Below are 21669 nucleotides of genomic sequence, written 5' to 3' on the forward strand. Positions count from 1 at the left end.
GGCCCATTATAAAAACAGCCCGTCAACATGGTTGGCGGGCTGTTTTGTCGGTGGGTGAGTGGTTATTTACTGCGGACTCCACACCAGCTTGCCGCTCTGGGTCAGGTCATAGCCGCCGAGGCGGGCCGCCAGCTCGCGCCCCTCGGGGGATTGCAGCCAGCCGATCAGCTGTTGCAGCAGGGTGCGAAAGAAGACCCCCTGCGGCATCACCAGATCGAAGCACTCCTGCGACAAGGGCATAAAGCCGAGGCCAAACTCGGTGGCGGTGCTCTGGGCGCCGGGCCCGACATCCGCATCGCCGCGGCTGATGGCGGCGGCCAGCTCCCGCTCGCTATTGACCTCAAGAGTGCGCTCCAGCCGGGTCAGCGACTCCCCCTGGGTTTGCAGCCACTCCTGCAGGGCGCGCTGGCTGCCAGCCCCCTCTTGGCGCATGGCCCAGCGCCAGTCGAGCGCCTCTTTCGCCTCCTTGGGTTGCAGCCCCTGGCGCAGCACCAGCCCCTGCACCCGCCTGAATCCATGAACGATCACCCATTGCCGGTGGCCCTGATACTGCTGCACCAGCGCCGGGTGGCGCAGGTGCGCCTCCTCGGCCTGCCCCCAGTGGATGGCGCACAGATCCACATGGCCGCGCGCCAGCATCGCCAGCCCCTGACGGGTGCCGCACGGGGTGTAGCCCACCAGTGCCTGGGTGCCGAGCTGCTGTGCCAAGCGGCTGCTGGCGTAGTGCAGCAGCACATCGTCGGAGCCCGCCAGCAGCAGCCGGTCGTTCATTACCCCCTCGTGGCAGCTGCCGAGCAGCCAGCGGTCGAGCAGGGAGCGGGGAAACAGCCACTTGCCGGTCGCCTTGGTGGCGGGGATGCGCGCCTCGTTGGCGAGCTGGTAGACCTTCTTCTCGTTGAGATCGAGGTATTCCGCCACCTGCTTCACGTTCATAAACTCATTCATGGCCTAGTCCCGCATCCCGCGACCGGCCGGACTGGGCGCCAGCACCGGCGGCTTCTCGTCCAGCACCATATGGTCGTGACCGCTGAATACCTCGAAGTGGCGCCCCTTGGCGCGGGCAATCATGGTGATGCCGAGCTGGCGGGCCAGATCCAGCCCCATCTGGGTGACGCCGGAGCGCGACAGCAGCACCGGAATGCCCATCTGCGCCACCTTGATCACCATCTCCGAGGTGAGCCGCCCTGTGGTGTAGAAGATCTTGTCGTGGCCACTCTCGCCGCGCATCCAGAGCTCGCCAGCCAAAGTATCCACCGCATTGTGGCGCCCCACATCCTCGACAAAGGAGAGGATTTCGCTGCCGCGGCAGATGGCGCAGCCATGGACGGCACCGGCCATCTTGTAGGTTTCGTTATGGGCTGACAGCGCCTTGAGCAGGGCGTAGAGAGTACTCTGTTTAAGCTCGGGCGCCGCTAGCACGACCCCTTCGAGCTTCTTCATCACGCTGCCATACATGGTGCCCTGACCGCAGCCGGAGGTGACCGTCTTCTTCTCCAGTGACTTGTCGAGATCGTCGGCCTGCTGGCTGCTCACCACGGCTGCGGCCTCGCTCTCCCAGTCGACGATCACCGACTCGATGGCCGAAATATCCTCGATAAAGCCCTGATTTTTCAGATAACCCAGCACCAGCGCCTCGGGGCGGGCCCCCAGCGTCATCAGGGTTACTATCTCCTTCCAGTTGAGGTAGACCGTCAGTGGCCGCTCACAGGCGATTTGGCGGGTGTTCATTGTGCCCTGCTCATCCATCACCTCGACGGTCATGGTGAGCTGGGCGGCAGCATTGCTTTTGATAAAGGTCGGTGTCATGGGCCCCTCGCGACCGGTTGCCGGGATCTAAGGGGAGGGATACAGCAAGTTTTGTTCCAGATTACTTTTTAACTAGGCTTTTTCTATGTAGCCGAGTAGAAAGAATATGCTCGGCTATTAAAATCAATAGTTATTTAATTAATGATATTTTATATGCCATGACATGATCTGCACTTTTTGTCATGAAAACACCATGGTTTATTCATTGAACGCCATTCTTCTAGTGCCTTTTTATGGGCTATCATTATATCTCCATCAGATGCCCATTTATAAATGGATTTGCGGTGTATATCACACGGAAATATATCTAGGTTAGATGATATCGCAAGGAATGTATGTCCAGCCAAACAATCGACATGTGCTTTTTTAAATAAAAAGTCATTACACGTTTGGCTTTTGTGTATTTTTGTTACTTGAGTGTTTGTTTTTTTGCAGATTGTCTTTATTGAGGGTATTATTTCTTTTTCTAAAATAAACTTATCCATATCATCAAGCATTAGATTCTCATGCCCCATCACATTCATCACATGAATTCTGTTTGTATATGTTGAAAAGTGAGAAATGATCTCTTCAAGATGCCTGTAGTTAGTTTTTGATAGGACAATACCAACGGAAGGCGATAGGGTTCTACATGCTGCTTCTTGACATAGTAATTGAAAACCTCGATATGCTCTTGGGAATTTTCCTCTAGTTTTATTATTCAAGTCTTCAGTATGGCCATCAAAACTAACTTGAATATGTTGTATTAGGTCTAGCTCCATCAGTCTTTTTGAAATCTTATCATTTATAAGTGTTCCATTGGTATTTATTGTTACATCGAAACCAAGCTCAACAGCTAGTTCCAAGTAGCTCATAAAATTTCTATTTGAGAAGGGTTCCCCACCACAAAAGTTAATATCAAAGACACCTATTTTTTTAGCTTCTAAAAGAATTCTCATTAATGAATTATGATCTATGTCTTTTTGTCGTTTCTCACTAAACTCATTGTAACAGTAAACACATTTTAAATTGCATTTATCTGTTACCTCGATCACAAGCAGAAGAGGTGAGCCTAATTCATACATATTAAACACCTACATTGAAATGGTTTTGCTCGTTGGTATGGAACAAAACCATTGTATTCAAGAATTACACTAGCCTTATTATATTACCCTTCTTGTTTTTAATAATTATACTGCCATCAGGTTCTATCCTTTGTTTAACGCCGTCAATCAAATTGAACTTACTAGAACGACCACTCCACTGATAGTTCCAATGGCCATCATTCCAAGCGTAAACTTCATTTAAAGGCTCTACGGTATATACACTATCTAATAATACTTCAACTTTGCGCACAGTAGTCATATTCTTCCCCAGAAGATAATTAATTTTATTGAATGAAAGGATGATGAATGCTAGTGATATTTTTAATTTAATGTAACTTGACTCGTTTGAGATTGATCTATATCAAGCATCATAGATATGGATATGGTTTCCCACTTCATTTTTTATGTGTAAGCATGACTATATGTTGTGGGTTAACTGCGTCTTTAGATAGTTGTAGTGTAAACCCATCGTAAGTTTAGCTATTCCATCAGTCTCATCATGTGAGTTAGGTATGGCGCGGTTTTTGACTGTTTCTAAGAATAAGCTAAACCTGCCTTGGCCCCACTCTTGCTATGTCTTATCCCATTGATGGCCGTGGCCGCCCTGAATCTGTTGCTCTGAACCGTCCCAAACGGGGTGGTTCAAGGGGAGGGCGGCCCGGCCGAGACCTTTTGATGGGAGCCGTGACAGTGCAAGACACCACCAATACCTTGCCCCCGCAGCGCTGGCTGCAACTGGAGTTAAAGGCCATCGACAGCCAGGTTGGCCGCTGGCAGAGCCGCCGTTTCGAGATTGCGGCGCTCCATCCCGCCGAATCTGAGGCAGCCGGTGCCTTGCCCCTTACCCTGTTTCGCGATGAGCGGGGAGATTATCGCTTCAATTTGAGCTCCGGCTCGCCCCGCCTTTTTGTCACCGGAAGCCGCGTGGACAGTGGCTTTGTGGCCGATGGCCTGACCTTGAGCCAGACTGTGGCCGCCGCCTATATGGATGGCGAGCGGCAGGTGCTCTCCTGCCCGCTGCCCGAGGCACTGCAAGCCTGGGTGGAGGCCTTTATCGGTCGCCACGGCGAGCTGCTGGAGGCCCGCCGCAAGGGCAAGAAGGGCAAGGGTCGGGCGCAGGATCAGCTCGGTGTCGATAGCCAGGATCAAGCCAGCTGTGGCGCCGTTAAAGCCACCGGCCCCGATGGCCGCGAGCGTGGCTGTGACAGCGGAAATCGCGCCCATGAGTGAGTTCCTCAAACGCTGGTCGTCTCGCAAGAGTGAGGCGCGCAAGCATCAGGTATTGCAGCCACGGGAAGAGGCCATCCCCGAGGCAGTTGCCGCCCCCATCGAAGGCAGTGGCGAAGGTAAAAATCCAGATACATCGCTGGATAGCCCCGTAGTCAGCACTGACAAGGGGAGCTGTGAACCTCTTGCTGTTGAGGGGGCAGAGAGTGGCGAACCGCCGCTAACAACAGCCCCGCCGGGCAAGGCCAAACTCCCCGACAAGGAGGCGCTGCGGGCCATGTTTTGCAGCCACAAGCCGGATGGGCTCGACGACTACACCCAGGATTTCAGCCAGCCCGAATTGCTGCCTGCGGCCCTGACCGCCGGGCTGCGCAACTGGCTGGTGGATCAGGTGATTGCCCCAGACAGCGAATCGGCCAATCCGGCCAGCGGATCTGTTGAACCGGTTGCGCTTGTCAGCGAACCTGCCGCCGAGCCGCACGGGCTGGCTGATAACCATTCTCAAACCCACACCGACGATCGGGACATTTTGGTTTCCTGTGGTGGACAAAATGTCCCAACCAAAGGTGGGGGAATGGAACCCTCAGGATCCTGACTCCCTGTCAGTCACTTTTTTTCCGGGGGAGTTGGCTCGCCTCTTGCTCTCTCGGCTTACCAACAAGCGCCCATCCCATGAGGTGGCGCGCGCAGGAGTGTATGTGAGCACTGAACAAACATTGCCAAATCTGAGCCCAAATCTGGCCTCCAATCTTGCCCATGGGGCGGGGGCGGCCGAGCATAACGCGCGCGCTCGCGCCTATGCCCTGCAGCATACGGTCAAGACCGACAACCTGATCCCGGCCACTGTCTCTTACCAAAGTCAGGGGCGCCTGCTGCTGGTCGGCCCGGAAGATCGCATTCGCCGCGCTGCCAGCCTGCTGCCCGCCGGGGTGAAGCCCACCCTGTTGGTGAGCGAAGCGGTGCATGACGCCGAGGCGGCCGATCTCGAAACCATTTTCGATGCCACCGCATCCCTCGCAGCCTTGACCCTGCGCGAACCGGGCCTGACAGGGTATCTCGGCCAGTTCCAGCTTACCGGCCTCAATGGGCAGGGCGAGCGGGTTAATCTGGCTGCGCTTTGCTTCCCACAACAAGGCTTTCCACACCAAGCGGCTGCTGTTGGTGAACAGCCACGGGAACCGCGCTTCGATCTGGTGGCCGATCTGGGCCGCGCTCCGCTGTTTGCGCTGGAGCGCCCGCCGGTCGGCTATCTGCATCTGGCCGATGATCAAGGGCTGGCCGAACGGCTTGCCGAGCTCTGTGCGCTGACCGGTATCTTCGACAAGCCGCGCTATTTTCGCCTCGACCCCGAGGCCTGTGCCTTTACCGCCCGAGGCGTGCCCGGTTGCAGCCGCTGCCTCGATGTCTGTCCGACCGATGCCCTCAAGCCCATCAATGGTCGCATCCAGATCGATCCCCATCTCTGTCAGGGCTTCGGTAGCTGTGCCTCGGCCTGTCCGACCGGGGCGATTGGCTATCACCAGCCCGATGCCAACACCAGCGGCGACTACCTGCTGCGCTTGCTCAAGCATTATCGGGAGGCCGGGGGCGACGCGCCCCGACTGCTGATCGCCGGTGAAAACGAGCGCGAATCGGTGGAGGCCGAACTCACCCGCCTGCCCGCCAACTGGCTGCCAGTCTGGGTTGAGGAGAGCGCGAGTTTGGGTATCGAGAGCTGGTTCGCCGCACTCTCCTATGGCGCCAGCGCAGTGCGTATTGCGCTGGGCGATGATGCCCCCGCAAGTGTCCGTGCGCTGGTTGAGCGGGAACTGGCGAGCGCCGCCGTGCTGCTGGCGGGCGCTGGGCTTGCTACCGATCGCATCGCCCTGTTTGACGCAGATGCTGGTGAGCCTGTTTCCGGCCAGACAGCCCTTGCCCTGCTGGAGAAGCCGCTCAAGGGAGACAAACGGGAGAACCTGTTTGCCGCCTTCGATGCCCTCTGGCAGGCCAACGAAGGGAACCGTGAGCCGCTGGCGGTGCCCCACGGCGCCCCTTACGGCAGTGTGGAATTGAAAGAGTCTGACTGCACCCTCTGCATGGGCTGCGTGGCGGTCTGCCCGAGCCGCGCCCTGCATGCGGTGGGTCATGCGCCCGGCCTCAATTTTATCGAGCAGGATTGCATCCAGTGCGGTATGTGCGAAAAGGCATGCCCCGAGCAGGCCATCGTGCTTACGCCCCGTCTGCAACCCGTGCCCGAGGCCCGCCGCGCCGTCCAGAGCCTGAAAGCCGAAGAGGCTGCCTGCTGCATTCGCTGCTCCAAGCCGTTCGCGCCCGCCTCGATGATCCGCCGCATCCAGCAAAAACTGGCCGGTCACTCCCACTTCCAGAACGAGGCCGCCCAGCGGCTGCTGATGTGCGAGGACTGTCGGGTCAAGGATGTGTTTGCAGCGCTGGCGGCGGATCCCGTCTCCCAGCTCAAGGTGTGAGGGGCCAGTGATGAGTGAACAACATAACGAAAAGGTTGGCGAACTGACCATGACCGAACTGGAACAGAGCAGCGCCGATCTCTACGCCCTGCTGGCAAGCCTCTGGCGCGCCGCCCCCCGTGGCGAACAGCTCGCCTGGCTGCAAGGGTTGCAGCCGATGCCGGGCCCCTTTGCCAGAGGGCTGGGGTTGGTGCAGCTGGCGGCCAGCAGCCACCACGAAAACGAGCTTGCCGAGGAGTATCAGGATCTCTTTATCGGGCTGGGGCGCGGAGAGATTGTGCCGTTTGCTTCCTGGTATCTCACTGGCTCCCTGATGGAGCTGCCGCTGGCGGTGCTGCGCGCAGATCTGCAGTCGCTGGGTTTCGAGCGCCAGAGCGGAGTGTGCGAGCCGGAAGATCATCTCGCCGCCCTCTGTGAGGTGATGGCGGTACTGATTGGCGAGCAGCATCCGGAGCGCAACCGCTTCTATGAGCGCCACCTTGCCCCCTGGGTACTCGCCTGCTGCCGCGATCAGCAACAGGCGAAAGGGGGCAGCTTCTACCGGGCGGTCGGCGCCCTTGCCGAAGATTTCTTCAAGCTGGAAAACGAATTGCGCCTGCCGTTTGGCGCCTGCGTGGTGCCGGGCTGAACGCCCTTATCTGCGCATAACAAGAGCTGCGCATAACAAAACGAACAGACGAGATATCCATTGGACGCGAAGCTGGCGCGCAGGCGCCAGCAAGAACAACAACAGAGGTCACAAGAATGAGCGATGAACAGCTGAAAGACCCGTCCCGCCGCAATCTGATCAAGGGAGTTGGCGTGGTCGCCACCATAGGCGTATTGGCCGGTGCCACCGGTCGGGTGGTGGGCAAAGAGGTGCTGACCCACGACACCGAGCCTGACAAGGGCTATCGGGAGACCCCCCATGTTCACGACTTTTATCGCACCCTGCGCGGCACTGACTGAGCCGGATCAGTGAAGGAGAACTCATGAAACTGACAAAACGTGCCGAGCAGCCCCAGGCGGGCGAGCAGGGCAATGAGGCCATTCGCGGTCAGGGGCTGACCCGCCGCGCCTTTATGGTCAACTCGGGTCTGGTAGCCGGTGGCGCCGTGGCCGCCGGTTGGCTGGCCCCTGCCATGATGCAGCGGGCCGAGGCCAAAACAGTGGCGGCCGGGGTGCCGGTCGAGGTGAAGCGCACCATTTGTTCCCACTGCTCGGTGGGCTGCGGCGTCTATGCCGAGGTGCAGAACGGCGTCTGGACCGGTCAGGAGCCGGCCTTTGATCACCCCTTCAACCTTGGCGGCCACTGCGCCAAGGGGGCTGCCCTGCGCGAGCACGGCCACGGTGAGCGTCGCCTCAAGTACCCGATGAAGCTGGTGGGCGGCAAGTGGCAGCGCATCAGCTGGGATCAGGCCATCGAAGAAGTAGGCAATGAAGTGCTGCGCCTTCGCAAGGAGTCCGGCCCCGACAGCGTCTACTGGCTCGGCTCCGCCAAGCACTCCAACGAGCAGGCCTACCTGTTTCGCAAGATGGCGTCTCTGTGGGGCACCAACAACGTGGATCACCAGGCGCGGATCTGCCACTCCACCACGGTAGCCGGGGTAGCCAACACCTGGGGCTACGGTGCCATGACCAACAGCCTGAACGACATGCATAACAGCAAGTCGATCATGTTTATCGGCTCCAACCCGGCGGAGGCCCACCCGGTCGCCATGCAGCACATCCTGCTGGCGAAAGAGCGTAACGGCTGCAAGATCCTGGTGGTCGACCCGCGCCGTACCCGCACCGCCGCCAAGGCGGACATGTACCTCTCATTGCGCCCGGGCACCGACGTCGCCTTTATCTGGGGCATGCTCTGGCACATCTTCAAGAACGGCTGGGAAGACAAGGAGTTCATCCGCACCCGCGTCTATGGCATGGACGAGGTGCAAAAAGAGGTGGCGCGCTGGACCCCGGCCGAAGTAGAGCGGGTGACCGGCCTCAACGAGCAGCAGGTCTATGGCGCTGCCAAGCTGCTGGCCGACAACCGCCCCGGCTGCGTGGTCTGGTGCATGGGCGGTACCCAGCACACCACAGGCAACAACAACACCCGCGCCTACTGCATCCTCGAACTGGCCCTTGGCAACGTGGGCAAGAGCGGGGCCGGCACCAACATCTTCCGTGGTCACGACAACGTGCAGGGCGCCACCGACTTTGGCGTCACCTCCGACTCATTGCCCGGCTACTACGGTCTGGAAGAGGGCTCCTGGAAGCACTGGGCCCGGGTGTGGGATGTGGATTACGAGTGGATCAAGGCCCGTTTCGACAACAAGGCCTACAACGGCAAGCTGCCGATGAACAACAACGGCATTCCGGTCTCCCGCTGGGTGGATGGTGTGCTGGAGAACGCCGATCTGATCGAGCAGGGCTCCAATATCCGCGCCATGTTCTACTGGGGCCATGCGGTCAACTCCCAGACTCGCGGCCCGGAAATGAAGAAGGCGATGCAAAAGCTCGACATGATGGTGATTGTCGACCCGTATCCCACCGTCGCCTCGGTGATGAACGATCGCACCGACGGCGTCTACCTGCTGCCGGCCACCACCCAGTTCGAGACCTATGGTTCCGTCACTGCCACCAACCGCTCCATGCAGTGGCGCGACAAGGTGATAGAACCCCTGTTCGAATCCAAGGTCGACCACGAGATCATGTATCTCCTGAGCAAGAAGCTCGGCTTTGCCGACCAGCTGTTCAAGCACATCAAGGTAGAGAACAACCAGCCACTGCTGGAAGACATCACCCGCGAATACAACCGCGGCATGTGGAGCGTGGGTTACACCGGCCAGAGCCCGGAGCGGCTCAAGGCGCACCAGCAGAACTGGCACACCTTCCACAAGACCAACCTCAAGGCCGAAGGTGGCCCGGTCAGTGGCGAAGTGTACGGTCTGCCCTGGCCCTGCTGGGGTACCCCGGAGATGAAACACCCCGGCAGCCATATCCTCTACGACACCAGTATTCCGGTGTCGGAAGGGGGTGGCGGTTTCCGTGCCCGTTTCGGCATCGAGTATCAGGGCGTCTCGCTGCTCGCCGAAGACTCCTGGCCGAAAGGGAGCGAGGTGGAGGATGGCTATCCCGAGATCACTGCCGACTTGATGAAGCAGCTCGGCTGGTGGGATGAGCTGACCGAGGCCGAGAAGAAGGAGGCCGAGGGCAAGAACTGGAAGACCGACCTTTCTGGCGGCATCCAGCGGGTCGCCATCAAGCACGGCTTCGTGCCCTATGGCAATGCCAAGGCACGCTGCGTGGTGTGGACCTTCCCGGATCAGGTGCCCAAGCACCGCGAGCCGCTCTACACCCCGCGCCGGGATCTGCTGGCCGACTACGCCACCTGGCCTGATTCGAAAAGCCTGTGGCGCCTGCCGACCCAGTACGCCTCGGTGCAGGAGAAGGATGTCAGCAAGGAGTTCCCCATCATCCTCACCTCCGGCCGTCTGGTGGAGTACGAGGGGGGCGGCGACGAGACCCGCTCCAACCCCTGGCTGGCCGAGTTGCAGCAGGAGATGTTCGTCGAGATGAACCCGGCGGATGCCAACGATGTCGGCGTGCGCGACGGTCAGGATGTGTGGGTCGAGGGGCCGGAAGGGGGCCGGGTCAAGGTGAAGGCACTGGTGACCCCGCGGGTCAAACCGGGGCTTGCCTTTATGCCGTTCCACTTCGGCGGCCACTTCGAGGGCAAGGATCTGCGATCCAAATATCCGGAAGGGTCTGACCCCTATGTGCTGGGGGAGTCGGTCAACATAGTCACCACCTATGGTTATGACCCGGTCACCCAGATGCAGGAGACCAAGGTCACACTGTGCCGTTTTCGCAAAGTAGGAGCCTGATCCCATGGCCAGAATGAAATTCATGTGTGACACCAAGCGCTGCATCGAGTGCAACGGCTGTGTGACGGCGTGCAAGAACGAGAACGACGATGCCCTGGAGTGGGGCATCCAGCGCCGCCGGGTGGTGACCCTCAACGACGGCCTGCCGGGGGAGACCTCCATCTCGGTGGCCTGCATGCACTGCACCGACGCCCCCTGCATGGCGGTCTGCCCGGCCGACTGCTTCTATCACACTGACGACGGCATCGTGCTGCACAACAAGGATCTCTGCATCGGTTGTGGCTACTGCCTGTTTGCCTGTCCGTTTGGTGCCCCCCAGTTCCCGAAGACCGCCGCCTTTGGCGATCGGGGCAAGATGGACAAGTGCACCTTCTGTGCCGGCGGCCCGGAAGAGGATCACAGCGAGGCGGAGCGCCAGAAGTACGGTGCCAACCGCATCGCCGAGGGCAAGCTGCCGATGTGTGCCGAGCTCTGCTCCACCAAGGCGCTGCTGGCGGGGGATGCGCAGGTGATCTCCGACATCTTCCGCGAGCGGGTTGCCTATCGTGGTGCTCCTCACGCAGCTTGGGGGGCTGATGAACAGGCGCTCTATCGCGACGCCAGCAAACCTCACGATGGCAGAGGCAAGGGGCTCAAGCTTGGCAAGCAGGAGGATGGCCAATGAGACACTGGTTGACAGCGCTGCTGACGGCCTTGCTGCTGTTCAGCGCGCCCGGCTTCGCTGATGCGCAGAAAGAGGCGGTCGGCTTTGCCGGCGCCGATTACTGGCGGGCGGTGAAGGATGGGCAGGAGGGGGTGACCACCTCCCGCTCGCCGGAGCACGGGGTGCTGATCTCGGTGCCGGGCCAGCTCTGGTTCGAGGTGAAGACCAAGTGGGTGTCGCCGCTCGGCGCCATCGCCATTTTCGGGTCGCTCGCCATGTGTGGCCTGATGTATCTGGTGGTGGGGCAGACCAAGCTCTCCAAGCCGCGCACCGGGCGCAAGCTCAAGCGCTGGAGCAGGCTGGATCGGGCGCTGCACTGGACCACGGCGGCCATGTTTCTGACCCTGTCCGGGTCGGGGCTGGCCATCATCTACGGCAAGTACTTCATCAAGCCGGTGGTGAGCCTCGGGGTGTGGGAGAACTGGATCTGGTTTGCCAAGGTGTTCCACAACTACGTGGGGCCGCTCTTCTTCCTCTGCCTGATGGGGGTGCTCATCAAGTGGTTCCGCCACAACATCGTCAACATGGTGGATGTGCAGTGGTTCATGAAGTTTGGCGGCATGCTCGGCAAGCACAAGGGAAGTCACCCCTCGGCGGGCTTCTCCAACGGTGGCGAGAAGGCGATCTTCTGGCTGCTGATCTGGTTTGGCGGCATTGTGGTGGCGACCGGGCTGTTCCTCGACTTCCCCATCTTCGGCCAGCTGCGCCGTCAGATGGAGTGGGCCAGCTTCATCCATATCGTAGGCGCCTTGATCCTTATCTGCGGCTTTATCTTCCATATCTACATGGGTCTGTTCCAGCTGGAAGGGGCGCTGGAGGGGATGGTGACCGGCGAGGTGGACGAGACCTGGGCCAAGGAGCACCACGACCTCTGGTATGAAGAGGTGAAACACACCCTCGATGAGCCCAAGGCGGGCAAATCAAGCTGATGGTCGACAAAGAGTAAAAAGAAGGGGGCGCTGCGGCGCCCCTTTTGATGGCGGGTCGATCGTGATGGCAAATTGATTGAGCGATGCAGCAAACGGCGATGGTTTTTTGGGCCACCTTGAGCAACAGTAACAGGGGTTCCATTCACACAAGGGATGACAAATGATGAGAAAAGCATGGCTGGCAGCGGTATGTGCATCTGCGCTCTTCGGTGGTATTGCGGGCGTGGCGCAGGCGGCTGACGGGATCAAGACCCAGCAGGTGCAGTTCAAAAAGGGGGAGTCAGGGGCAACCATCAACGGCACCATTCAGGGTAGCCAGACCCTCGATTACAAGCTGACGGCCAACAAGGGCCAGAGCATGGTGGTGATCCTGACCGGCAAGCCCTACTTCAATATTTTGCCGCCGGGCAGCAAGGGGGAGGCGATGTTTATCGGCTCTACGGAAGGGAACAACTTTGAGGCGACCCTGCCCGCCAAGGGCACTTATACCATTCGGGTCTACCAGATGGGGGCGGCTGAGAGCAGCAAGGCCAAGACGCCGTTCAAGCTGGAGGTGGGCATCAGCGGCTAATGCCAGCAGCTGACAAGCATCACAGAGGTGGCGGCCACAAAGGGCCGCCACTTCTGTTTTATCCTCTCGGTTTTTGCCTCGCCAAGGTCAATATTCGCCCCGGGCCAGCCGTTCGAAGTAGCGCTGATAACGTCCGCTGGCGATGGCCTGCTGCAACTGCTGATTGAACTGATCCCGCAGTTTGGCTGAATCCGGCATCTTGCGCGGGAACATCACGAAGCTGTCGTTGCGCAGAAAAGGGGTCTGACTGTGGGTGATGAGTGCCGCGCTGGCGGGGTCGAGCTGGCTCTGCAACTCGGCCAGACCGACTCGCAGCTCTTGTGGATAGAGGTCGATCCGTCCGCGCAGCAGCTTGCCGAAATTCTGTTTCACGTCGGTGACTTTCTGTTGGGTTACCCTGCCATCGGCCACCATCTTGTCCAGCTCGGGCCCGTAGCTGTAGGCGATATCGCCCCCCAACCGCATGCCGATGATCTGCTCAAGGCGCTCGGCTTGCAGCTGCCGTGATTTGAGGGAGAAGAAGACAAACTGCTCCTGCAGCACCGCTTCGCTGAACAGAAAATCCTGCTCCCGCTCCGTTTTGTGCATCCAGACGGCGGTGGCGTCGTAGAGCTGGCTGTTGGCCGCCAGCGAATAGACCCGGCCCCAGGGAGCGAAGTGGAACTTCACCTGATAGCCCGCCTCCTTGAACAGATCGCTGATGAGGTGGGCCACGGGACCGTGCTGTTTTGACTGCTCGGAGACGAAAGGGGGCCATTCACCCACGATGATGTTGAGCACTCGGCCCGGTGCGGCGAGAGCCGACTGGCAGGTCAGAAACAACCACAGAGCAAGCAGCGGGATCAGGCGCATGGCTGAAAGAAGGGGACGCAGGCTGGCAGAGGCGAGGGCATCAGGTCACTCCCGGCTGTGATGCTGTAAGGGACTGGGTTGCCCGCAATGCTAACATGAGTCTCATTCCTTGCCGTGGATATTTGTCTCGCCGGGGTCGCCAGGCGCCTATTTTGGCCGCAGGGTATGCCCAAGCTCACAAAACCGATCGAGTAAACGTCATATGATTGATTTCATTATGAGTCTTGCTCTCCTGCCGAACGGCAATTTCACGTAAATCAAAGAGAATGACTATGGCTACCGGACAATATCTGCTGTGGAAAGATGCACAGGGACAGGATTTTCGCCCCGTTGCACTGACCGGCACTGATCTGCTTAACAATCGATACCTCAACAAGGGCACGGCCTTCACCGAACAGGAGCGGGCCGATTTTGATCTCGATGGTTTGCTGCCGCCTCAGGTGCAAACTTTTGAAGCCCAGCTCGAGCGAGTGTATGAGGGGTTCAAGAGCGCTTGCAGCGATATCGAGAAGTACCAGAACCTGCGTGCTCTGCAGGATCGCAACGAGACTCTCTTCTATGCCCTGTTGTCACGCCATGTGGAGGAGATGACTCCCTACATCTATACCCCGACCGTGGGCAAGGCGTGCCAGGAGTTCAGCCACCGCTTCCAGAAGCCGCGCGGCCTCTACATCACCCCAGACAACGTGGATGACATGGGCAGTCAGGCCCGTCACTTCGATGCCAAATCGATCCGCATCATAGTCGTCACCGACAGCCAGGGCATTCTGGGGATCGGCGACCAGGGTGTAGGTGGTATGGGGATCCCCATCGGCAAGCTGGCGCTCTATACCCTGGGGGCCGGTATTCACCCCGCCTGCTGCATGCCCATCGCGCTGGATGTGGGCACCGACAATCAGAAACTGCTCGATGACCCCATGTATCTGGGCCGCCCCCACAAGCGCATTCGCGGCAAGGAGTATGAGGAGTTCATCGACAAGTTCGTGCAGGGGGTCAAGCGCCACTTCCCTAATGCTGTGCTGCAGTGGGAAGACTTCAGCAAATCCAATGCCTTCAACAATCTGGCCCGTTATCAGCAGGCGCTGCCGTCATTCAACGATGATATTCAGGGCACCGGTGCCGTGGTGCTGGCCGGTATCATCGGCGCGGTCAAGGTCAAGGGGGAGAGCCTGGGTCAGCAGAACTATCTGGTCTATGGCGCTGGCGCCGGTGGGGTTGGTGTCGCGGATCAGATCTGCGCGGGGATGATCCGTGAGGGGATGGATCCGCAGGCGGCCCGCGATCGCATCTACATTCTGGATACCCAGGGGCTGGTGTGCGACAACCGGGACGGGCTCGACGAGTACAAGCGTCGTTACGCCAAACCGGGGTTGCTGTTGGCGGGCTGGGATACCGAGGTGCCCGGCAAGGCCAATCTGGCCGATGTGCTGCGTCATGTGCCCATTACCGTGCTGCTGGGTACCAGTGGCTCGGGCGGTGCCTTCCAGGAAGAACACATCCAGCTGATGCTGCAGCATTGCGAGCGTCCCATGGTGTTCCCGCTCTCCAACCCGACCGCCAACTGTGAAGCGCTGCCGGAGGATATCTACCGCTGGAGCAAGGGCAAAGCCATCGTTGCAACCGGTAGTCCGTTCAAGGATGTGAGCTACGAGGGGCAGGATTTTCGGGTCGGGCAGGGCAATAACGTCTTTATCTTCCCCGGTGTAGGTCTGGCGGCCATCGTCAGCCAGCTCCGCGAGATCACACCCGATGTCTTCACTACTGCCGCCTTTGCGCTGGCCGAGTGCGTGAGTGAGGTGGACCTGGCGAAAGGGGCTGTTTATCCCCGCATTTGCGAGCTGCGCAGCATCTCGGTGCATGTGGCGACCGCCGTGCTCAAGGATATCGTGCGTCGGGATCCCTCCCACCCGCTGATCGGTCAGGATCTGCAGCAGCATATCCTCAACCACATGTGGGAGCCGGTTTACCTGCCCTATCGTCGGGTATAACCGCATATTCACCGCTCGGATAACGGGTCGGTAAAGATGACAAGGGGGTAGCGCTGCTACCCCCTTTCGTTTACCCCGTGGCATTCACTAAGTTCGCAATGGCCGCCAGCGCCCTTGCTGATTGCGACAGGCGGTATCCTGCCACTGCTGGCTCGCCTTGCCGATATTGAGTTGCTCGCGATAGTCGCGACACCACTCCCCGCTAGTATGGCGGAAGGTGCGTAGCGGGGTGACGCTACCCGAGTGACGGTTAGCCGGATTGAACCAGGTGAGGCTCTGCCCTTTGGTACGGGTTTCCAGCGCCTTGGCGAGTGCCTGATTGGCCAGTTGAACATCTGCCTTATCCATCTGATGGTAAAGCGGCGGGGTGTCGACCGTGGCGCAGCCAGTGAGGCCGAGCAGGAGGAGTGGTAGCAGATAACGCATTATGGTTGCCCCTGTTGGCGAAAACCGTTGTTGAGCAGCGCCCGCTCCTGCTCATCGGTAAGCACTTGCTGGCGATCATCGACCGTGCCATCACCCCTGAGCTTGTTGCCATTGGCATCGACGGCATCCACACCGTTGTCATCGACCGTGCCATCGCCCCTGAGTTTGTTGCCATTGGCATCGACGGCATCCACACCGTTGTCATCGACTGTGCCATCACCCCTGAGCTTGTTGCCATTGGCATCGACGGCATCCACACCGTTGTCATCGACCGTGCCATCGCCCCTGAGCTTGTTGCCATTGGCATCGACGGCATCCACGCCGTTGTCATCGATGGTGCCATCGCCTCTGAGCTTGTTGCCATTGGCATCGATGGCATCCACACCGTTGTCATCAACGCCATTGCCAAATCCGCGGCCACCCCCATGGCGTTCTCCCCCTGCATGTTTTTCTCCACCAGCATGCCGTTCACCTCCACCATGCTGCTCTCCGCCGGCATGCTCGCCTTGGCCGCCACTGTCATCGCTGCCCCCATCGCTGTCGCTGCCACCGCCGCTGTCGCTGCCTCCGCCGCTGTCGCTGCCTCCGCCGCTGTCGCTGCCTCCGCCGCTGTTGCTGCCTCCGCCGCTGTTGCTGCCACCGCCGCTGTTGCTGCCTCCACCGCTGTCGCCACCACCACTGCTGCCACCATCGCCATCTTTGTTGTGAACGATCAGCTCATTGGCGATGTAGCTGTGGCTGCCATCGAGCAGCAGATTGAAGAGTGCGGTAGTGGGAGGCGCCTCGATCCAGCAGAGTGACTCAACCAGCAGTAATTCCGGCTGGGGTTGCAGGGCCAGATTGCCCGTCACCATGGCAGGTGCCGGGCGACACATTATCTGCATGCCGGTAAATAGCGGCAGCACCGCCAGTTGCGGGTTTTCGGTTCGGGTCATGGCTGGTGAGATGGCCGCCCAGCCCCGCGTGGTCAGCAGAGGGTGCTCAGCGGTAAAGAATGGGAGCAAATGGTTGATCCCGTAGAGTCTGCGCTTGCCCAGTATGACCCGTTCGATCGCCAGGATCCGGTTACTGCCACCGTGCTGATCCAGCACCTGTTCACCGACCCGGAGCGTCTCTATGGGGCGGGTGGAACCATCGGCCATCGTGATGCGAGTGCCGGCGATAAAGCAGGACTTGGCATAGGCCTGATTCATTTGCCACTCATTGTGGGCGAAATCATAACTGAACGGGTTTGCAAAAAGGGCGAGTGCGATGGCCGAGCCAATAAGCAATCTGCGCTGGCTGGCCTTGAATGGGGGCTGTGACATGGGGACTCCTTGTCCATCTTGATTCACAGGATCCATTATAGAGCGCCCCTTGGTGGCGGCATTTTTGACCATGAACACAATAAACATGATGGAAAAACGATTGGCGTTCGTCACAATAATGCGTAAAATCGCATACTCGATGCTTGTAGCAACGAATCCCGCCTAAAAAGCCAGTTTCATGCCCTTCCCAAGCAGTAAAAGGTAACAAGTGACGCATTTGTGTTCATTTTGTGCCTTGAAAAAGTCTTGTGATGACTGAAAAGTGATAAATATCCCCATCAGTTATCAAAAAATTAAGGACATCCATGTTTTCCTTAGTCAAGCAAAGTGTCGCCGGGCTGCAAATCCTGTTTGTCGCCTTCGGTGCCATGGTTCTGGTGCCCCTGCTCACCGGACTGAACCCCTCCATGGCCCTGCTTGGCGCCGGTGTGGGCACCCTGTTGTTCCAGCTCTGCACCCGCCGCCAGGTCCCGATTTTCCTCGGTTCCAGCTTTGCCTTCATCGCCCCCATCATCTACGCTACCCAGACTTGGGGATTGCCATCCACCATGTTTGGCCTGTTTGCCGCCGGTTTCATGTATTTCATTCTGGCTGCGCTGATCCGGGCAAAAGGGATGGGGTTTGTGCACAAATTGCTGCCCCCGGTGGTGATTGGCCCGGTGATCATGGTCATCGGTCTTTCTGTGGCGCAGGTTGCCTGCAACATGGCGATGGGCCGTGCCGGTAGTGAGCAGGTAGTACCTGCGGGGACTGCGTTGACGCTGGCCGGTATCTCGCTGGCGGTCACCCTGATTGCAGCTGTGTTCTGCAAGGGGTGGATCAAGCTGATCCCCATCCTGTGTGGCGTGATTGCCGGTTATGTCTCGGCGGTGTTCATGGGCCAGGTGAGTTTCGATGGCATGGTGAACGCCCCCTGGTTGGCGCTGCCCCACTTCGAAACCCCGGAGATCAACTGGGCTGCTGCGTTGTTCATGTTGCCGGTAGCCATCGCCCCCTGTATCGAGCATATCGGTGGCGTGTTGGCGATTGGTGGCGTGACTGGCAAGGATTACACCAAGGATCCGGGTTTGCACCGTACGCTGGCCGGTGACGGCATCGGCGTCTGCTTCGCCGGTTTCATCGGTGGCCCACCCGTGACCACCTACGCCGAAGTGACCGGTGCCGTGATGATCACTCGCAACTTCAATCCGGTCACCATGACCTGGGCTGCGGTGTTTGCCATCATTCTGGCCTTCTTCGGCAAGTTCAATGCGCTGCTCACCTCCATCCCGATGCCGGTGATGGGCGGTATCATGCTGCTGCTGTTCGGATCCATCGCTGCCATCGGTCTCAAGACGCTGGTGGAATCCAAGGTGGATCTGGGACTGTCACGCAATATCGCCATCGTCGCCGTGACTCTGACCGTCGGTGTCGGTGCGCTGGAGATGAAGATTGGCGACTTCGCGCTGGCCGGCGTTGGCCTGGCCTCTGTTGCCGCCATCCTACTCAACCTGATCCTGCCGGCACACTCTGAAGAGGGTGTGATGGACGCGGCCAAGGACTGAGTTTCACCAGACGTTCATTGTTGATTTGGAGAAGGCCACCTCGCGGTGGCCTTCTGTTTTTCGGGTATCTCGCGCCACTTTGTGGCTCGGCGGAGCTCATCTGGAATCTAATCTGGAAGCAGATGAGGGGGTTAGCATTCTCATTTGACGTATCTCTTTTCGTGACCTTAGCTAAAGGACAGGTTTGGCTCTGAGGTCTCCTCGAGCAGTATGGGAAAATGGATGTTGGCGTTTTCTATCATTTCTCTCCCAGACCCCTGTCATAAAACGATGCGCTTTTTCTTTGCCACGGCGCTGTTGTATGGCAGAGGCTTATCCGCCCCACTCCGCACTCCCCTCATGCTGCCCTGGCATGTTTCCACCTCGATTTGTTGTGAGCCTCCCTCGCCGGTTGCGTTTCGTTGCGCACAGGCAAAATCCGGATCTGTTTGCTGCTGCATATGGGTGGGCGGCGAGCCGTGAAAGCCGGCATGACCCCAGCGGGTCAGACGTGCACCGCCATCGGTAACGGCGGATGTTCAGGGATGAATGGCAAGCAAAGCGAGGTTGCAATGAACTATCAACTGCTGTGGAAAAGTGCAATTTTTTCAGTCTCTTCCATGATGGCGATAACCGCAGTTCAGGCTGCGCCACTGAACGTGATGACCGAGGATTACCCGCCATTCAACATGCAGGGGGAGGGGGGCAAGATTGTCGGGCTGTCGACCGAGGTGGTCGAAGAACTGTTCAAGCGTGCTGGAGTCGAATACAAGCTGACCCTGATGCCCTGGAAACGGGCGTACGAAGATACCCTCGGTACTCCCAATACCGCCCTCTACTCCACGACCCGCACTCCGGAGCGGGAAGCTCTGTTCAAGTGGGTAGGGCCGCTGGTCAATAACAACTGGGTGTTCTTCTCCAGCTCGACCGCCAATATCACGGTCAAGTCGCTGGAAGATGCCAAGCAGTATTCGGTGGGTGGCTATAACGGTGATGCGGCCGCCGAATATCTCAAGGCCCAGGGATTTGCCAAGTTGCAGCTGGCAGCCAACGATACCGCCAACGTGAAGAAACTGGAGGCGGGCCGCATCGATCTTTGGGCAACCGGCCAGTATCTGGCCCCCTATCTGGCCAGCAAGGAGAAGGTGGCCTCACCCAAGCCGGTCTTCGTGTTCAAGGAAACCCAGATGAGCTTGGCGTTTAACAAGGATACGCCCGATGAGCTCATCACCAAGCTCAACGAGATCCTCGCTGCCATGAAGGCGGATGGCACCATCGACAAGATCAATGCCAAGTACCAGTAACAGTACCAATAGCAAGTGCCGCTCAATGGCACTGCGCCGGCTGCCGTAAAACCGGGAGGAAACCATGGATTGGAAAAGTCTGACGTTCAGGATTGCCGTGTTGACCTCCCTGTCGGTGAGTCTGCTACTGGTGTTGTTTGGCGGTTACAACTACCACGCCGTCAAGGCGGAGAGCTACAGCAAACAGAGTGCGCTGGTCGAACAGGCCATTGGCCGGCTGCAGCTCTCCCTGCCCGGCCCGCTGTGGAATTATGAATCGGCCTTCATCGAGGCATCGCTCAAGTCCGAGCTGGCGGCCGATATCCTGAGTGCCTTGCTGGTGGTCAACAAGGACAAGCTGGTTGCCGGGTTTGCCCGTGACACGGCGGGGAGCATAGCCCCCGTGACAGCCATGCCTGCCGATGTGTCTGCCTACGGAGGGTATGATCTGGTCTATGACGACAGCGGTCAGAAAAACACAGTGGCCCGATTGCTGGTGCAAACCAGTGATGCCGCCATTCAGGCCCAACTGCGCCAGCAGTTGATCACCACCGTCTGGCAGATCCTGGTGCTCGATCTCTGCATCATCGCCCTGTTGATGGTGCTGATTCATCGCAATGTGCTCAGGCCGCTCCATCAGATGAATCAGGCGGTGTTTGATCTGGCCAAAGGAGAGGGGGATCTGACCCGGCGTCTGAAGATCAGCCGTCAGGATGAGATGGGCGCGCTGGCCACCAACATCAACCACTTTATTGCCAAGTTGCAGGAGATGGTGGCGGAGATCAACGAGCTCTCTGCCGGGGTGTTGCAAACCGCCGAACTCTGTGACTCCCTCTCGGCAGATACCCGGGTAGGCAGTGACGCCCAGCAATCCGAGCTGGATCAGGTCGCCACCGCCATTACCGAAATGAGTCAGGCGGTGCAGGAAGTGGCTGGCAATGCGGTGAAAACCTCTGGCGCTACCGATGAGGCCAACCTCTATGTGGAGCAGGGTTACAATCTGGCGGGCCATGCCAATGAGGCCATCCATCAACTGGTGGGGGAGGTGGAGCGAGTCGCCACCCTGATGCGCACCCTTTCGACCGAAAGCAGCAGCATTGGCACCATCATCGAAGTGATCAACGGCATTGCCGAGCAGACCAATTTGCTTGCCCTCAACGCGGCCATCGAGGCGGCGCGGGCGGGTGATCAGGGGCGCGGTTTTGCGGTGGTGGCGGATGAGGTGCGCACCTTGTCGGGCCGTACTCGCCAGTCGACGGAGGAGATCAGCGCCAGTATCAAGCGGTTGCAGCAAGCGACCCAGAATGTCGGGGCCGGAATGCAACAGAGTCAGGAGAAGGCATCCCGCGCCGGCATCGAGGCGGCAGATGTGCAGACATCGGTGGAGAAGATTAAAAATCAGGTCAGCCTGATCCGCGAGATGAACATGTATATCGCCCAGGCATCGGAAGAACAGCACTCGGTGGCAGAGGCGGTCAGCCACAGTGTCAACCGGATTGCGACGCTCAACAGCGAGAGTGCGGCCAGAGTGGCACAGGTTGCCGAAGCCAGCAGTGATCTGCGGCAGCTGTCGGCCCAGCTCGACACCCTGCTCAAGCAGTTTCGGGTCTAGTCAGTTCACTTCGCCCCGTTGGATCATCCTGCGGGGCATGCAAG

19 protein-coding genes are annotated in these 21669 nt (G+C 58.9%); 13 read left to right on the forward strand and 6 right to left on the reverse strand.

What is annotated here, in order from left to right:
- Positions 1–66: 66 nt before the first annotated feature.
- The 3 genes from BN1139_RS07560 to BN1139_RS20905 all read right to left on the reverse strand — a co-directional run bounded on the left by BN1139_RS07560 (position 67) and on the right by BN1139_RS20905 (position 2870).
- Positions 67–933 carry a helix-turn-helix transcriptional regulator gene (locus BN1139_RS07560; protein ID WP_013723539.1) on the reverse strand — a complete coding sequence of 289 codons (867 nt, stop codon included), beginning with the start codon at positions 931–933 and terminating at the stop codon, positions 67–69.
- A gap of 15 nt (positions 934–948) precedes the next feature.
- Positions 949–1806, reverse strand: a complete 858-nt coding sequence (locus BN1139_RS07565; RefSeq protein ID WP_005353768.1) for a formate dehydrogenase accessory sulfurtransferase FdhD — start codon at positions 1804–1806, stop codon at positions 949–951.
- Between the two features lie 149 nt (positions 1807–1955).
- Positions 1956–2870, reverse strand: a complete 915-nt coding sequence (locus BN1139_RS20905; RefSeq protein WP_005353766.1) for a radical SAM protein — start codon at positions 2868–2870, stop codon at positions 1956–1958.
- Between the two features lie 696 nt (positions 2871–3566).
- Between BN1139_RS20905 and BN1139_RS07570 the strand changes: the two genes are divergently transcribed.
- From BN1139_RS07570 to BN1139_RS07610, 9 genes are all read left to right on the forward strand, one after another.
- Positions 3567–4121 carry a DUF3305 domain-containing protein gene (locus BN1139_RS07570; RefSeq protein WP_005353764.1) on the forward strand — a complete coding sequence of 185 codons (555 nt, stop codon included), beginning with the start codon at positions 3567–3569 and terminating at the stop codon, positions 4119–4121.
- Positions 4114–4713, forward strand: a complete 600-nt coding sequence (locus BN1139_RS07575; protein WP_005353762.1) for a DUF3306 domain-containing protein — start codon at positions 4114–4116, stop codon at positions 4711–4713. The genes BN1139_RS07570 and BN1139_RS07575 overlap by 8 nt, the downstream gene beginning before the upstream one ends.
- Before the next feature lie 103 nt (positions 4714–4816).
- Positions 4817–6583: a 4Fe-4S dicluster domain-containing protein gene (locus BN1139_RS07580; RefSeq protein WP_005353760.1), complete on the forward strand. Its 1767-nt coding sequence runs from the start codon at positions 4817–4819 to the stop codon at positions 6581–6583.
- 10 nt (positions 6584–6593) lie between these two features.
- Entirely contained in the window at positions 6594–7211 is a 618-nt protein-coding gene (locus tag BN1139_RS07585; protein WP_005353757.1) for a TorD/DmsD family molecular chaperone, read from the forward strand.
- 116 nt (positions 7212–7327) lie between these two features.
- The gene (locus BN1139_RS07590; RefSeq protein ID WP_005303194.1) at positions 7328–7531 is read left to right on the forward strand and encodes a transcriptional initiation protein Tat; all 204 of its coding nucleotides are present in this window, start codon (positions 7328–7330) and stop codon (positions 7529–7531) included.
- A 23-nt stretch (positions 7532–7554) separates the two neighbouring features.
- The gene (locus tag BN1139_RS07595; protein ID WP_005353754.1) at positions 7555–10431 is read left to right on the forward strand and encodes a formate dehydrogenase subunit alpha; all 2877 of its coding nucleotides are present in this window, start codon (positions 7555–7557) and stop codon (positions 10429–10431) included.
- Positions 10432–10435: 4 nt separating this feature from the next.
- Complete coding sequence (fdh3B, locus tag BN1139_RS07600; RefSeq protein ID WP_005353752.1) at positions 10436–11095, forward strand: formate dehydrogenase FDH3 subunit beta; 660 nt, start codon at positions 10436–10438, stop codon at positions 11093–11095.
- Positions 11092–12063: a formate dehydrogenase subunit gamma gene (locus BN1139_RS07605; protein WP_005353740.1), complete on the forward strand. Its 972-nt coding sequence runs from the start codon at positions 11092–11094 to the stop codon at positions 12061–12063. The genes fdh3B and BN1139_RS07605 overlap by 4 nt, the downstream gene beginning before the upstream one ends.
- Positions 12064–12223: 160 nt before the next feature.
- Positions 12224–12634: a hypothetical protein gene (locus BN1139_RS07610; protein ID WP_013723543.1), complete on the forward strand. Its 411-nt coding sequence runs from the start codon at positions 12224–12226 to the stop codon at positions 12632–12634.
- A gap of 87 nt (positions 12635–12721) precedes the next feature.
- On the opposite strand, the gene BN1139_RS07615 is transcribed toward BN1139_RS07610, so the two are convergent.
- Positions 12722–13486, reverse strand: a complete 765-nt coding sequence (locus tag BN1139_RS07615; protein ID WP_005353733.1) for a substrate-binding periplasmic protein — start codon at positions 13484–13486, stop codon at positions 12722–12724.
- A gap of 272 nt (positions 13487–13758) precedes the next feature.
- On the opposite strand from BN1139_RS07615, the gene BN1139_RS07620 reads away from it, so the two are divergent.
- A complete protein-coding gene (locus tag BN1139_RS07620; protein ID WP_005353730.1) occupies positions 13759–15474 on the forward strand; it encodes an NAD-dependent malic enzyme in 1716 nt (571 codons plus the stop codon).
- Positions 15475–15561: 87 nt separating this feature from the next.
- Here BN1139_RS07620 and BN1139_RS07625 read toward each other — a convergent pair whose 3' ends face one another.
- Together BN1139_RS07625 and BN1139_RS07630 are read right to left on the reverse strand one after the other, a co-directional pair.
- On the reverse strand, positions 15562–15900 hold the full coding sequence (locus tag BN1139_RS07625; RefSeq protein WP_005353727.1) for an RT0821/Lpp0805 family surface protein: 339 nt from the start codon (positions 15898–15900) through the stop codon (positions 15562–15564).
- On the reverse strand, positions 15900–17207 hold the full coding sequence (locus tag BN1139_RS07630; RefSeq protein WP_041980334.1) for a Hint domain-containing protein: 1308 nt from the start codon (positions 17205–17207) through the stop codon (positions 15900–15902). Before BN1139_RS07630 ends, BN1139_RS07625 begins: the two co-directional genes overlap by 1 nt.
- 305 nt (positions 17208–17512) lie before the next feature.
- On the opposite strand from BN1139_RS07630, the gene BN1139_RS07635 reads away from it, so the two are divergent.
- The 3 genes from BN1139_RS07635 to BN1139_RS07645 all read left to right on the forward strand — a co-directional run bounded on the left by BN1139_RS07635 (position 17513) and on the right by BN1139_RS07645 (position 21625).
- Positions 17513–18751: a uracil-xanthine permease family protein gene (locus BN1139_RS07635; RefSeq protein ID WP_005334784.1), complete on the forward strand. Its 1239-nt coding sequence runs from the start codon at positions 17513–17515 to the stop codon at positions 18749–18751.
- A gap of 551 nt (positions 18752–19302) precedes the next feature.
- Positions 19303–20034 (forward strand): substrate-binding periplasmic protein, encoded by a 732-nt coding sequence (locus BN1139_RS07640; protein WP_005353721.1) that lies wholly within the window; start codon positions 19303–19305, stop codon positions 20032–20034.
- A gap of 64 nt (positions 20035–20098) precedes the next feature.
- Positions 20099–21625, forward strand: coding sequence for a methyl-accepting chemotaxis protein (locus BN1139_RS07645; protein WP_005353720.1), 1527 nt, complete (start codon positions 20099–20101; stop codon positions 21623–21625).
- Positions 21626–21669 lie beyond the last annotated feature (44 nt).

It is taken from the genome of Aeromonas veronii bv. veronii (genome assembly GCF_000820225.1).
GTDB lineage: Bacteria > Pseudomonadota > Gammaproteobacteria > Enterobacterales > Aeromonadaceae > Aeromonas > Aeromonas veronii.

Coding starts and splice junctions, on each gene's coding strand:
- BN1139_RS07560 (WP_013723539.1), bottom strand. CDS start 933: ATGAACGTGAAGCAGGTGGCGGAATACCTCGATCTCAACGAGAAGAAG.
- BN1139_RS07565 (WP_005353768.1), bottom strand. CDS start 1,806: ATGACACCGACCTTTATCAAAAGCAATGCTGCCGCCCAGCTCACCATG.
- BN1139_RS20905 (WP_005353766.1), bottom strand. CDS start 2,870: ATGTATGAATTAGGCTCACCTCTTCTGCTTGTGATCGAGGTAACAGAT.
- BN1139_RS07570 (WP_005353764.1), top strand. CDS start 3,567: ATGGGAGCCGTGACAGTGCAAGACACCACCAATACCTTGCCCCCGCAG.
- BN1139_RS07575 (WP_005353762.1), top strand. CDS start 4,114: ATGAGTGAGTTCCTCAAACGCTGGTCGTCTCGCAAGAGTGAGGCGCGC.
- BN1139_RS07585 (WP_005353757.1), top strand. CDS start 6,594: ATGAGTGAACAACATAACGAAAAGGTTGGCGAACTGACCATGACCGAA.
- BN1139_RS07590 (WP_005303194.1), top strand. CDS start 7,328: ATGAGCGATGAACAGCTGAAAGACCCGTCCCGCCGCAATCTGATCAAG.
- BN1139_RS07595 (WP_005353754.1), top strand. CDS start 7,555: ATGAAACTGACAAAACGTGCCGAGCAGCCCCAGGCGGGCGAGCAGGGC.
- fdh3B (WP_005353752.1), top strand. CDS start 10,436: ATGGCCAGAATGAAATTCATGTGTGACACCAAGCGCTGCATCGAGTGC.
- BN1139_RS07605 (WP_005353740.1), top strand. CDS start 11,092: ATGAGACACTGGTTGACAGCGCTGCTGACGGCCTTGCTGCTGTTCAGC.
- BN1139_RS07610 (WP_013723543.1), top strand. CDS start 12,224: ATGATGAGAAAAGCATGGCTGGCAGCGGTATGTGCATCTGCGCTCTTC.
- BN1139_RS07615 (WP_005353733.1), bottom strand. CDS start 13,486: ATGCGCCTGATCCCGCTGCTTGCTCTGTGGTTGTTTCTGACCTGCCAG.
- BN1139_RS07620 (WP_005353730.1), top strand. CDS start 13,759: ATGGCTACCGGACAATATCTGCTGTGGAAAGATGCACAGGGACAGGAT.
- BN1139_RS07625 (WP_005353727.1), bottom strand. CDS start 15,900: ATGCGTTATCTGCTACCACTCCTCCTGCTCGGCCTCACTGGCTGCGCC.
- BN1139_RS07630 (WP_041980334.1), bottom strand. CDS start 17,207: ATGTCACAGCCCCCATTCAAGGCCAGCCAGCGCAGATTGCTTATTGGC.
- BN1139_RS07635 (WP_005334784.1), top strand. CDS start 17,513: ATGTTTTCCTTAGTCAAGCAAAGTGTCGCCGGGCTGCAAATCCTGTTT.
- BN1139_RS07640 (WP_005353721.1), top strand. CDS start 19,303: ATGAACTATCAACTGCTGTGGAAAAGTGCAATTTTTTCAGTCTCTTCC.
- BN1139_RS07645 (WP_005353720.1), top strand. CDS start 20,099: ATGGATTGGAAAAGTCTGACGTTCAGGATTGCCGTGTTGACCTCCCTG.